Consider the following 12910-nt stretch of genomic DNA (forward strand, 5'->3'; position numbering starts at 1 on the left):
ATTCAATATGGTAATATCGATTAAAAATAGGCCACTATATGAACCCAAAGTGGTATAGCTTTAATAAAAAATAATAAGAATTAACAATGAAACGGATATTTCTATACTTTATTTATTGGCTGCTAATATGTAGTTCTTTTCTGATTAATGTACCTGCTTATGCTACGCAATATAAAATAGATGTACCTGGTGATTGGGTCACCCTACATTACGTAAAACAACCCCAAATAAGTGATATGACAAAAGTGCGAGATGGCACACTCTACCTATTACTCGACAACCAAACCTATGTCCCCGAACGTCAAAAGCAACAACGTTACACACGCTTAGTTATGCAAGCACTTAACCAAAGTGGCGTTGACTACATAAGTCAACTAAACCTAGATTTTGACCCAAGCTATGAAAAATTAACCCTGCATACACTTTCTATTCTCAGAGAGGGCAAACGCATCGATAAACTTTCAACTGCGAGGTTGTCGGTTATCCAAAGCGAATCTGACCTAGCTGATAAAATTTATAACGGTAGGCTGTCTTTAAATATTATTGTTGACGATATGCGAAGCGGGGATATGCTCGACTATAGCTACAGTGTCACCGGCAGCAACCCTATCTACGACAATAAATTTAGTACTCGGCGCACTCTTAGATGGTCTGTGCCTGTAGTGCAACAAAACATGCGTGTTTTATGGGGTAAGCAAACACCTCTTAATATAAGAACAATGAATGGCAATGCCGAAGTAAAACAAACAAGTAATCAATACGGTACTGACTACTCTATTTCTGAGTTTGAAGCACCGTTACTCACACAAGACTCTGAAACACCCACATGGTACAACCCGTACATGCAAGTTTACCTCTCTGAATATAGCCGTTGGGACGAGGTTGTTAATTGGGCATTACCACTATATAAATCGGCAATCGAAACACCTAATAGCATTAACGCCGTAGCACAATCTATACAGACACAGCATACTAATACAGCCGATAGAATTACCGCAGCATTACGCTTTAGCCAAGACGAAATACGCTATTTAGGCTTAGAAATGGGCACTAATTCTCATCAGCCAACACGAGCTTCAGAAACGCTATCTTTACGATATGGCGACTGTAAAGACAAAACAGCCCTACTTATTTCGTTATTAAAAGCGATGAAAATAGAGGCGCATCCTGCCCTTGTAGACACAGAAGAAACAAAGCGCTTAATAGACCTACCGGCCACCGCAAGTGTTTTTAACCACGTTATTGTTACACTTACTCACGAAGGTAATCGCTACTGGTTAGATCCGACTATTAGTTATCAACGAGGCACACTTGCCTATTTAGCACAACCTGATTACGGTTATGCCCTTATTATAAAAAATGGCGAAAGTACCTTAACCTCCATGGCACAAACGCCTGTGCATAAAAAAGTAATAGTAAACGATCAATTTTATATCCCTAATACTGTAAAAGAGCCTGTCCATTTTACCACCGAATATTCTTATGCCGAGTTTCAAGCTATTAATCGCAGAAGTAATTTAGCGCGCAACGGGCTAGACAGCGTTGCAAAGTCATACTTTGAGTACTACCAAGATTTTTTTAATGAACTCAAAACTGACAAACCCATGGACGTAAGTGAAGACCAACAAACAGGCCAGTTTATTACTAGGGAGTCGTACCTTATTGGCCAGTTTTGGGAAGAAACCAGTGACGGATATGAAGCTGACTTTTACGCTTCTGAAATACAAAACAGTGTTTACGAGCCAAAACAAACTGATCGCACAGACCCATTTTACTTTGAATACCCCAACATAATTGATACCCGCATAAAGCTTCATTTTACAGAAAAAAACTGGGCGTTTGATAATGCCCAAGACGAAATTGATAACGATTACTTTTACTTAAAAACATCCGTTAATTTTACTGATAATGTTTTAACGCTAAGCTATCACTTTTATGCAAAACAAGACCATATTCCTGCTGACAACATAAACGATTATCTAGCGCAACGAAACAAGCTTATTTCAGCCACACACTACTCAATTTTAAAGTACGCCGACAAATCTGAAATACCTCAAACAACGGCCGACATACTCAATAACTTAGGAGGTAACTGGCTTAAATATGCACTCGCCGGTTACCTTTTATTGCTTATTTTCTTCTTTGCAGATTGGCGACTCGAATCCGCCAAGCGCCCTACTTTTGAAAATAGCCCATTTTACGCGGTATCGGTCAGTAAATTTATTATTTACAGCATTTTAAGCTTAGGTATTTATATTAATTATTGGTGCTACCGTAACTTCAAAGCTATAAAGCAACAAAACAATGCCAACATAATGCCTATTGCCCGCGGTATTTTCGCCATTTTATGGTATTACCCGCTTTATCAAGCACTGAAACAACACAGTGAATTGCAGTCAAATAAAAGTAAACTAATCCCTAGCTGGGGCGCTGCTATTTCATTTTTATTAATACTTGCAACCACATTGGTTTACCGCATGGAAGAGTACGCCACTATCGCATTGCTGGTTATGCCTTTTCTATGGCTTCCATTAGTGAGTTACATAGAGCATGCAAACACCAACCAAAAAGCGCTGCACTACAACTCTTACTGGCGAGTCAGACAATATTTTATATCTCTGGCGCTTGCGCCAATATTACTATTTGGTGTGCTTCAAGAAGCTAATATTTTACCTAATAGCGCTATAATAAAAGGAGAAAAATTATGGGCCTATCAAACTCACTTTTTAAAACGGCATCGCTTAACACCCGAGAACGAAACGATCCTATATTTTTATAGTGATGCAATATTTGATTACCGCAATGATGGTAATGGCATCACCAAAAATTATATTTTTAGTTACTACAAAAACGATGATGGACAGCTTGAATCAGAGCTGAGTCATTTTAATGACATTGATAAAATAGAAACCTCATACGGAAAAACTGAGCTTGATAACACCACTATTAAAGTAATAAAAACAGATGGAAGTGACTTTTTACTTATTGTTAGCAGGTTTAATAAGCTCGATGAAGTGCTCGTAGATAAAATAAATTTACGCTTAAGTGAAAATAAAAAAGAATAGTTATTTAACGCTAACATACCGATTTTTAAGAGAATAAAAAACACACATCAAGATAATGATAATTATTTGCATTTGAGTATTGACAGCCATGCAAATCTAATTGATAATCACTATCAACAAGACGAAACACTGCCTTGTAACGGAATGAATAATTTGTTTCTCGACCCTGAAACAACGTGTGGCGCACGTTAACAGCTATGGTTACTTGTTATTAACCGCAACGCCCCTTGATGTTGATGATAAGTAACCGCTCTACTATTTTACTTGCTACATTGCTCATATCGGTGACGGTAGATATGAAACTAAAAAAGCCCTTACGGGCTTTTTTTATGTCTGTAATTTAGTGCTTTCAGCCTTAAAATTAACGACGATTTTTACGTGCACGTGCTCGGCGTTGTTTTTTCTCTTCTTCTTTAGCTGCTTTTTTCGCTTCAGCGGCGGCGCGTAACCCAGCAACCATTATTTCTTCTTCTTCACGCATCGCTGGTGTTTCCATGGTAATACGACCAATAATGCCATCACGAAGTTCGTTAATAAGTATTTCAGACATTTTATACGTGTCTATTTGGTTACCACCACGAATACAGCCGCGCTTTTTACCCGCCATTTCCACAAATTCCCAATCGTTTTCTGGCAATTCATCTAATTTATAACGCGTTTTTAAAAGATCAGGATAAGCATGCAATAAATACTCAGCGGTGTAACTTGCCACCTCTTCGTATTCAAGTGCAGTGTCGCGTATTGCACCCGTTGCACCTAAACGATAGCCTGAGTTTTCATTCTCTACTTTTGGCCAAAGCATACCTGGCGTATCGTACAGCATAATACCGTCTTCAAGTTTAATACGTTGCTGCGCCTTAGTAACCGCAGGTTCATTGCCTGTTTTGGCCACTATACGACCTGCTAATACATTAATTAATGTAGATTTACCCACGTTTGGGATACCCATTATCATGGCTTTAATTTGTTTGTCGGCGCCCACCTTATGCGGCACTAACTTTTTACAAAGCTCATTAATACGGTGTACTTCAGCGGCCTTATCATGGCCAAAAGCAATCGCTTTAACACCACTTTCTTGCTCAAAATAATCTTTCCACACTTGAGTCATTTTAGGATCGGCTAAATCAGCCTTATTTAATATTTTGATGACTGGTTTGCCTTCGCGTAAGGTTGTCACCATTGGGTTTTCGCTACTATAAGGAATGCGTGCATCAAGCACTTCAATGATCACATCCATTTGTGGCATTATTTCTTTAATTTCATTTCGGGCTTTATTCATGTGCCCAGGGAACCACTGGATAGCCATTTTTAACTCCTAACGTATATTTAAGCGCTATTTTAACTGGCAATTCATTTAATTGCGCTATACTGGCGAAAATATTTTTAGATTAGTTGTTATGGCTCTTAAATCAACCATTATGAAGGCACAATTATCGCTTAGCGATATGGATCGCCATGTTTATCAAGATACAAATTTAACTTTGGCTCAGCACCCATCGGAAACTGACCAGCGGTTAATGATCCGCCTTCTCGCGTTTGCACTTAACTATTGTGATGGTTTAGAGTTCACAAAAGGCTTGAGCGCTGATGACGAACCAGAGCTTTGGCACGTTAATTACAGCGAAGAAATAGAGCTGTGGATTGAACTGGGTTTACCAGACGAAAAGCGCTTAAAAAAAGCCTGTAATAAATCTAAAAAGGTTGTGCTTTATACCTATGGTGAGAACAACCAAGCAATATGGTGGCAAAAACACCAACCAAAATTGTACGAATTTAAAAATTTAAGTATTTTTAGTTTAGACTATGTAGCAACACAAGCACTTGCAGCCCTAGTTGATCGCAACATACAGCTTACAGTCACCATTCAAGATGGTGAGGTATGGGTGAACACTGATAATACGAATATTGAGATAAAACCACAGCAATTAATGTAATTGCATTTGCTTTAGGGGTTATATGAAAGTTAAACACGTTATTGTTTTACATGGCTTGTATATGTCTGGCTTTGTTATGCGCCCCCTTTGCTCTAGATTAGAGAGCTCAGGCGTTAACGTGTTAAACCTTACATACAATACGCTTGACCCAAATCGTGATGCTATTTTTACACAAATAGATGAGTTTATTGGCAATGAACCAACAGCTTTAGTATGCCACTCTATGGGCGGATTAGTAGCTAGAGCTTACTTAGAAGCTAACTCAGGCGCCAGCCAATTCGTTACAAAAGTAGTAACGCTTGGTACCCCCCATCAAGGCAGTCACATCGCACAAAAAATGAAGCAAAAAGGATTTGAGGCTTTTTTAAAAAATAGCGTTGAGTTTTTACTCACGCAAAATGGAAACTGGCCATTTAAAGCTAAGCTTTATAGTATTGCCGGCGACCTCCCAATCGGCTTAATGCCTCTCATTGTAAAAGGCAGCAAGTCAGACGGTACCGTTCTTCTTGACGAAACTAAACTCAAAGGTATGGCTGAACACAAAGTCTTTCACTTAAGCCATACCAGTATGATTTACTCGCGTGAAGTGGTCGATTATATTTTAAAATGCTTAGGCGAAGGCAGTTAATCTTCTGCTGCCTCAGCTATTTTATAACTTAGTAAAACTATAACTCCAAGTACCAACGGAATTGGCGCAGCTATATAACCAAATACGTTTGAGTTAGCAATACTTGCACCCGCTAAATGAGCTACCAAACCGAGCACAAATGCCACCAGCGCAATGCATACTACTATTAACTCTGCTTTATTTTGTTTGCCTGTTTTTTCGTGCATGTTCACTCTCCTAATAAATCCAACATCATTATTATGCGCTTTAAAAAAGAGTGATTTTTGACCTAAATCAAAAAATAAAATAACAATTTTAATAACACCTTCTAAGCTTGTTTTAGATCATATTTTACGCAACAAACTGGTGAGTTTTAATAATTACACCCCATATCTATATATATTGAACAGAAACGTTTTCACCAGTCGTGCAATAGGTTTTAACTATCAACTATATAGATATAAACAGTTTTACTAATCTAACTTAAAAAGTAATACTTTACTCAGGTTAACAAACAATCGGTTTTTTAAGGAGCAAGTTATGTCACAAGTAAATGCAATTGGTTTAAACAGCGAAAAAAGCGACGATATTGTAAAATCACTTAATACTCTGCTGAGCAGCTACCAAATACAGTATATGAATGCTCGTGGTTTTCATTGGAACATTAAAGGCCGTAACTTTTTTGAATTACACGTTAAGTTTGAAGAAATTTATAATCTGTTACTTTTAAAAGTAGACGAAATTGCAGAGCGTATTTTAACGCTCGATGGCGCGCCATTACATGCATTTTCAGATTACCTTGAAGTCAGTGAAATTAAAGAAGCAAAAGGCATAAGTGATGGAGTTACTGCCGTAGAAAACATATTAGCGGGCTACAGTACATTAATTAAAAAGCAACGTGAGATTTTAAACCAAGCGGGTGATGCAGGCGATGAAGGTACAGCATCATTAATGGGCGACTACATCTCTGAACAAGAGAAGCTAGTGTGGATGCTAAAAGCTTATTTGGATTAGGCTAAACGTTATTCTTATTTTGAAAGCCTCAGCTAACACTGAGGCTTTTTTGTTTATTTAACAAAATGTATCATTCAACCAACGCAATAAAAAATGCCATTTCAAGTGCTTTTTCTTCCAAGCTTTTAAAGCGTCCAGATGCGCCGCCGTGACCTGCATCCATATCAGTTTTAAATACTAAAATATTATTATCTGTTTTGTATTCTCGCATTTTAGCAACCCACTTCATGGGCTCCCAATATTGTACTTGCGAGTCATGCAGGCCTGTAGTGACTAATATATTAGGGTAATTTTGTGCGCTTATATTGTCATAAGGCGAATACGCCTCTATTACATCATAAAATTGCGGATCGTTAGGATTCCCCCACTCATCATACTCGTTAGTGGTAAGCGGAATGCTTTCATCAAGCATCGTAGTCAGCACATCTAAAAATGGCACATGACACCCTACACCACAATATAACTGTGGGGCTTGATTAAGCACGGCGCCCATAAGTAAGCCCCCCGCACTGCCGCCTGATGCAAAAACTTTGCTACTGTCACAGTAGTTTTGTGCAATCAGCGCCTTCGTTACATCAATAAAATCACTAAAACTATTTTGTTTATGTGTTTTTTTACCTTGCTCATACCAATTGCGGCCTAACATTTCGGAACCACGCACATGTGCTATTACATAAACAAAACCACGGTCTAGTAAACTGAGCGACGTGCTAGAGAAGCTCGGATCAATTGTGTAACCATAAGCTCCATAACCATATTGAAACAGTGGATTGGTGCCATCTTTATTAAAACTGTCTTTTCGGTATACAACAGAAACAGGAACTTTAACGCCATCACGCGCGGTAACCATCAACCGCTCAGATTGATAATCAGTCGCGTTAAAGTCACCTAGTACCTTTTGTTGTTTCAATAAGGTTTTTTTACCCGTTTTTAGGTCAACATCGTATAAAGAACCCGGAGTGGTTAAGCTTGAGTAATAGATGCGCGCCGTTATAACATTTGGCTCTGGGTTCATTGCAACAGCAGCGTAGTAACAAGGGTCGTCAAACTCAAGCGCCATACGCTCGCCTTCTTTGTTTACTACAACAAACCGTGCTTGACCTTGTTCACGCTCACTGAGTACTAAAAAGTCATTAAATAACTCAACGCCTTCAAGTAATACATGCTCTCTGTGGGCTGTATGCTCTTGCCACTGAGTTTTATCGGCAATGGTCTGCTCGGTTGCTGTCATCAACCTAAAGTTTTTAGCTTGCCAGTTAGTAACAATGTAAAACGTATTGCCTAGCTTATCCACATCGAACTCATGGCACTCTTCTCGCGGCATAAGTGCACTAAAATTACCTTGCGGATTATTTGCATCAAGCACCCAGGTGTCGTTCGACTCGGTAGACGCCAAGTCTATAATAATAAGACTTTCATCGCGGCTTTTACCCAGCCCCATAAAAAAGCTGCTGTCGTGTTCTTCATATACCAAAACATCTTGATCTTGCTCACTTCCCAGCTCATGTCTAAACACTTGGTAGCCTAATAAAGTTTGCAGATCTTTTTTGACATAAAAAACGGTTTTATTGTCGTTTGCCCAAACAACTTGGCCTTCTGTATTTTCAAGCTCATCTGCAAGCATTTCGCCTGTTGATAAATTTTTAAAGCGAACGTTATAAATACGGCGACCCTCAGTATCTTGTGAATACGCCATAAGCTGCTCATTAGGGCTTAATGCAACTTCCCCAAGGTCAAAAAATTCAAAATCTTGTGCAAGCTCGTTTACATCTAGCAAAAGGGCTTTATTTTCAGCTTTAATACTTGTGCTACGATAATGACGCGCATATTCATCGTCACCTCGTACTTCAGAGTGATACCAGTATTTGCCATCTTTAACTGGCACAGAATTGTCGTCTTTTACAATGCGCGCTTTTAACTCTTCGAACAAGGTATTTTGCAAGGGTTTAATGCTTGCTAATTGCTCATCGCAATAGTTATTTTCGGCTTGTAAGTGCGCAAGTACTTTTTCATTTTTGCGCTCATCATCACGCATCCAATAGTAATCGTCGATCCGCTTTTTATCATGAGTAATGAGTGTTTTAGGCTGCTTTTTAGCAACAGGGGAATGAGGCAATACGCTTAAAGAATAGTCTGAACTAGACACAAAAAACCAATTTAAAAAAATAATAATGTTCGCAGTTTATCATAAAAATAAAAAAGCCCACTCAATAGTTGAGTGGGCTTAAAGGTAACCGATTTATTCCTAAACCTGTAATACCTATGGGAAGAAACATGTTTTTACCTAGTTGATAATTGCAGCCAAGCCATAGCCCAGCTTTTACCTATACCTGGTTCAAATATTGAGTGTGTATCCTTTGCCTTTCGACAAAGCTCATTAAAAGGCCAAGGCCTACATTGATATATGCAACCATCTTTAGGCTGTAATACTTTAGTACCCGCGTTATAGCGTTCGCTATGTTCAGGGTAAACATACTCATAAGATTGCGTACTTACTTCACGCTCGTCGCATTTCGCAATACAATGAAAATCAATATGTGCTTTGTATATACCGCTACTTTGCAATGCAAAGATTTTATTATTCCGATAAGCGACGATCAAACCTTGTTCCGTCATTTTTCCTGCACTAACCAAAGGAATATGAACATTAATGTGTTCTGCTATCAAACGCGGCCAAGCGTGAGGCTCCCCTTGTTCAAACGAAGTAATTTTGAAGTCAAACGATAAGCTAATTAGCTCTCCTTGCATGTCGTAAAAGGTTACTTTCACCACATCACCAATAAATAATTGAGTGTGATGATTTAAGCAACCAATTGTTGACCATTCCCCGCAGGCCAACGACGTATGCATAAACACGGCAACACCTTAAGAGTGACATTGTTTATTCATTATGAATAAACAAAAAGCACCAATAACAACAAGTAATACTGTCATACTACGAACAGCTCACTTGTCAGCAAAGTACTAATTATATGCGTCCACTACTTAACAATCAAACAAAAGAATGTAACCGAGATTTACAACCAATCATTAAGTATTGCTTTAAAAACCAATTCATCCAAATAAGTACTGTAAAGGCTCTTGCCCCCAAGTAAATGCAAGCAATAACAGTAAGCCTACAAATATAGCCCACGCGAGCCAAGGCGACTTAGTTACGGGTCTTTCTACATCGGTTGATTTTAATGCCTTTTCTCCGGTGATCATTGCTTTGACTAAAGGCTTACCTTTAATTCGGTATACAACAATTGCCGCTATGTGCAAACCTATTGCATACAGTAATATGTCAAAATTGAGGTGATGCAACCAATTAGCAAAATCTACTGCATCACTCGATACATATTCAACAAGCGGGCCGTCAGTTAAAATGCCATCACTGCTCATCAGCCCGGTAATTAATTGCGTTGAAATGAGCGCAAAAAAAGCAAGGACCATATAGCTTCCAGGGGCAGAGTGCCCTATGGTGTCTACCGGCTTTTTGAGACCCTGAAACAGAGCCTTAGGTGAGTGAATCAAGCCACTTAATTTCGCAGTTCTACTGCCAACGATCCCCCATACTATCCGCGTAACAATGAGCGCTAAAGTAAAGAATCCAGCAACAAAATGTAGCTCAATCATCCCCTCTTCTACACTAAAATATAAAACGGCAATACTTATGACTAACAGCCAATGAAAACACCGAATAAACCCATCCCATACTTTTATTGTTGTCATTATATTTACCCTCTAATAAACATTATCATTCAATAATAATTAATCTGAACCCTAGCTAGAGATTTTCAGTGAAAACATAAAAGTTTATGCGTTACTAACTGGCCTAATGCAAGTAAATTCAACCAAGTTAGCACTGCAACTAACTGCTTGAGAAAGATTTATTATCCAGAGCTCATGTTAATCACTTTCACCTTATAATAAGGTATCATTATCTTCCATTCTACAAGCCAGCAAGGTAAATGCTATGCAACCAGTTAAAAAAGCGATTATAAAAGGCTTTTTAGATATGCTTCCGCTTTGCTTAGCCGTCATTCCATGGGGAATATTATGTGGTTCTTTAGCTATTCAAAATGGGTTTACTGCACTTGAAACGCAAGCTATGTCGTTACTGGTTTTTGCAGGATCGGCTCAACTTGTCGCGATTGAACTTATGGCGGGCAACACGCCCTTGCTGACCATATTATTCACTACGTTTATCATTAGCTCTCGTCATTTTTTATATGGGCTTGCTGTCAGGCATAAAGTGATTGATCAGCCAATGCGCTGGCGTTTACCTGTTAGCTTTGTATTAACCGATGAATTATTTGCCTTTTCTCACCACCGCAAAGCTTATCGCACACAAGTGCGTTTAGTTTATGCGCTAAGTGCAGGCTTTAGTTTTTACATTGCATGGAATATTTGGACATTAATAGGCATTGTTGCAGGCTCTATGCTTCCCGATTTAACTAACTTAGGGCTCGACTTTGCAATTGCAGCTACTTTTATTGCCTTAGTTATCCCAGGTATTAAAAATGCCGCATCTTTAGTCACTGTTATTGTTGCAGGTGTTACTGCTACATGGTTAAAAAGCACAGGGTTTGAGTTATGGCTAGTGTGCTCCGCATTATTAGCAATGAGTGCTGGTTATACAACGGCAAGACTTTCAGCTAAAAGGGAAACTAAACCATGATGACCACTATCTTACTTATGGCCTGTATTACATTCTTTACCCGTTACTTGTTTTTACACCGCTCACTACCTTTTAAAGTAGGGCCCAAAATGCAGCAGTTTTTGAGCTTTAGCGCACCGGCCGTTCTTACTGCTATTTGGGTACCTATCGTATTTTTGAACGACGAAGGCATAAATTTGCATTGGCAAAACCCTTATTTAAGTGCCGCTATTGTAGCCATTATTGTTGCTTATAAAACGCATAATATTTACTACACAACACTTGCTGGTATGGGCTTGTTTCTAATTTTAAATTAAGGTTTATTGACCTCTTAAAATTAAATATTTCGCAGCCTAGGCTCTCCACTCTTTGTTGCCTACATAGATGTAATCCAAGGGTGTGAGAAGGGCGCGGAAACCTTACTCACTTTTTACTTAGAACACGGGTTTTTATACCTCACGGCACGATTAAATTTTATACTTTATGTAACCCTCTTACCGCGTTAAAATATGCTCCAACAAAAAAAACAAGAAGCCACTATGCAAAAGTTTCATCAATTAAGCGCAACAAGCCTACAAGGACAACCTCTAAACTTTGATGACTTTGAGGGAAAAGTTGTCCTCATTGTTAATACAGCAAGTAAATGCGGGTTTACCTACCAATACGCATCTTTACAAGCGCTTCATGAGAAATACGCCAGTCAAGGGTTAGTGATTATAGGTTTTCCGTGCAATCAATTTGGCCAACAAGAGCCAGGGGATGCCTCGCAAATAGAGCAAGGGTGCTTAGTAAATTACGGGGTCAGCTTTTTAATAGCAGGCAAAGTTGATGTGAATGGTAAAAATGCACACCCTGTATACCGATTTTTGAAATCAGCATTACCGGGGTTTTTAACTCGAAAAATAAAATGGAATTTCACCAAATTTTTAATTGCAGCCGATGGCACGCCAATTAAACGCTATGCCCCTTTTACTAAGCCAGAAAAGTTAGAGCTAACGATACAAAAAGCATTAACTAAGGCTAAAAGCGCGCAGTAAAAAGTAATAAAGAGGCAAATAGCCTCTTTATTGCCAATGTAACAACCTATTAAGCGTACATGCCTGTACACTTAACCGGCGGTTATTTATTGGTAGTGTATTTATACTAGTGCAATTTAATCGATGTAATCGCTTAAGTCATCTTCGCCTAGATTTTTACGCAAACGTTTTTGCTCAAGGTAGTCTTCCAACTTTTTCTTAACCTTTTGCTTGTTTTTATCGTGTTGATTTCGACCGACCATTTCGTATTCGTCTTCAACAAAATCATCATCTAGCGCATCGTAACTAAATGTCTTACCCACAACCCACTCCATAAAGTGTTTGAGACCAATTACGCTTTAATTAATGTAATTGGTAAATTAAAAAATTTAACACCAATATGCTGTGCAAATTAGCATCAAAGTAAAGCCACAAAGCTATAGTAAATAGCCTTCATGTCATTAATGTGAATAAATAGCGCTAAATTGCAATTGTGGAAAGTGAGAGTTTTTTATCGTATCGATAAATTTTTTTTATAAATTTATATTCGTTGGTTAAATTCGCCAAAATATAGCCTAATAATAAAAACAAAACAGACCATCAACCCCAACAAAAAATATAAACCATTGCTTTTG

At 38.5% G+C, this 12910-nt stretch carries 14 protein-coding genes; 8 read left to right on the top strand and 6 right to left on the bottom strand.

Going from position 1 to position 12910, the window contains the following annotated elements:
• The first annotated feature begins 86 nt into the window (after positions 1–86).
• Together AC27I2_RS16925 and AC27I2_RS16930 are read left to right on the top strand one after the other, a co-directional pair.
• Complete coding sequence (locus AC27I2_RS16925; RefSeq protein WP_487204948.1) at positions 87–3065, top strand: DUF3857 domain-containing transglutaminase family protein; 2979 nt, start codon at positions 87–89, stop codon at positions 3063–3065.
• A 66-nt stretch (positions 3066–3131) separates the two neighbouring features.
• Complete coding sequence (locus AC27I2_RS16930) at positions 3132–3257, top strand: hypothetical protein (protein WP_487204949.1); 126 nt, start codon at positions 3132–3134, stop codon at positions 3255–3257.
• 169 nt (positions 3258–3426) lie between these two features.
• On the opposite strand, the gene ylqF is transcribed toward AC27I2_RS16930, so the two are convergent.
• Positions 3427–4371, bottom strand: coding sequence for a ribosome biogenesis GTPase YlqF (ylqF, locus tag AC27I2_RS16935; RefSeq protein ID WP_058404708.1), 945 nt, complete (start codon positions 4369–4371; stop codon positions 3427–3429).
• Positions 4372–4462: 91 nt separating this feature from the next.
• Here ylqF and AC27I2_RS16940 point away from each other — a divergent pair, with 91 nt between their 5' ends.
• Positions 4463–4999 (top strand): YaeQ family protein, encoded by a 537-nt coding sequence (locus AC27I2_RS16940; protein ID WP_058404720.1) that lies wholly within the window; start codon positions 4463–4465, stop codon positions 4997–4999.
• Positions 5000–5021: 22 nt separating this feature from the next.
• Positions 5022–5627, top strand: a complete 606-nt coding sequence (locus AC27I2_RS16945) for a PGAP1-like alpha/beta domain-containing protein (protein ID WP_058404709.1) — start codon at positions 5022–5024, stop codon at positions 5625–5627.
• Here AC27I2_RS16945 and AC27I2_RS16950 read toward each other — a convergent pair.
• Complete coding sequence (locus AC27I2_RS16950; protein WP_058404710.1) at positions 5624–5833, bottom strand: hypothetical protein; 210 nt, start codon at positions 5831–5833, stop codon at positions 5624–5626. The two genes, AC27I2_RS16945 and AC27I2_RS16950, sit on opposite strands and share 4 nt — an antisense overlap.
• A 313-nt stretch (positions 5834–6146) precedes the next feature.
• Here AC27I2_RS16950 and AC27I2_RS16955 point away from each other — a divergent pair, with 313 nt between their 5' ends.
• A complete protein-coding gene (locus AC27I2_RS16955) occupies positions 6147–6620 on the top strand; it encodes a Dps family protein (RefSeq protein WP_058552762.1) in 474 nt (157 codons plus the stop codon).
• 70 nt (positions 6621–6690) lie between these two features.
• Here the strand turns inward: AC27I2_RS16955 and AC27I2_RS16960 are convergent, their stop codons facing one another.
• The 3 genes from AC27I2_RS16960 to AC27I2_RS16970 form a co-directional block, all read right to left on the bottom strand.
• On the bottom strand, positions 6691–8766 hold the full coding sequence (locus AC27I2_RS16960; RefSeq protein WP_487204950.1) for a S9 family peptidase: 2076 nt from the start codon (positions 8764–8766) through the stop codon (positions 6691–6693).
• Between the two features lie 134 nt (positions 8767–8900).
• Positions 8901–9470 (bottom strand): chitin-binding protein, encoded by a 570-nt coding sequence (locus AC27I2_RS16965; RefSeq protein ID WP_138530985.1) that lies wholly within the window; start codon positions 9468–9470, stop codon positions 8901–8903.
• Between the two features lie 204 nt (positions 9471–9674).
• Positions 9675–10331 carry a cytochrome b/b6 domain-containing protein gene (locus tag AC27I2_RS16970; protein WP_219423158.1) on the bottom strand — a complete coding sequence of 219 codons (657 nt, stop codon included), beginning with the start codon at positions 10329–10331 and terminating at the stop codon, positions 9675–9677.
• Between the two features lie 244 nt (positions 10332–10575).
• On the opposite strand from AC27I2_RS16970, the gene AC27I2_RS16975 reads away from it, so the two are divergent.
• The 3 genes from AC27I2_RS16975 (at position 10576) to AC27I2_RS16985 (ending at position 12296) form a co-directional block, all read left to right on the top strand.
• Complete coding sequence (locus AC27I2_RS16975; protein ID WP_058404714.1) at positions 10576–11280, top strand: AzlC family ABC transporter permease; 705 nt, start codon at positions 10576–10578, stop codon at positions 11278–11280.
• The gene (locus AC27I2_RS16980; RefSeq protein ID WP_138530981.1) at positions 11277–11576 is read left to right on the top strand and encodes an AzlD domain-containing protein; all 300 of its coding nucleotides are present in this window, start codon (positions 11277–11279) and stop codon (positions 11574–11576) included. The genes AC27I2_RS16975 and AC27I2_RS16980 overlap by 4 nt, the downstream gene beginning before the upstream one ends.
• A gap of 222 nt (positions 11577–11798) precedes the next feature.
• Positions 11799–12296 (top strand): glutathione peroxidase, encoded by a 498-nt coding sequence (locus AC27I2_RS16985; RefSeq protein WP_487204959.1) that lies wholly within the window; start codon positions 11799–11801, stop codon positions 12294–12296.
• 116 nt (positions 12297–12412) lie between these two features.
• Here the strand turns inward: AC27I2_RS16985 and AC27I2_RS16990 are convergent, their stop codons facing one another.
• Positions 12413–12598, bottom strand: coding sequence for a PA3496 family putative envelope integrity protein (locus AC27I2_RS16990; RefSeq protein ID WP_010558095.1), 186 nt, complete (start codon positions 12596–12598; stop codon positions 12413–12415).
• Between the last annotated feature and the right edge of the window lie 312 nt (positions 12599–12910).

The sequence above is a fragment of the Pseudoalteromonas sp. NH0006-46 genome (assembly GCF_057547735.1).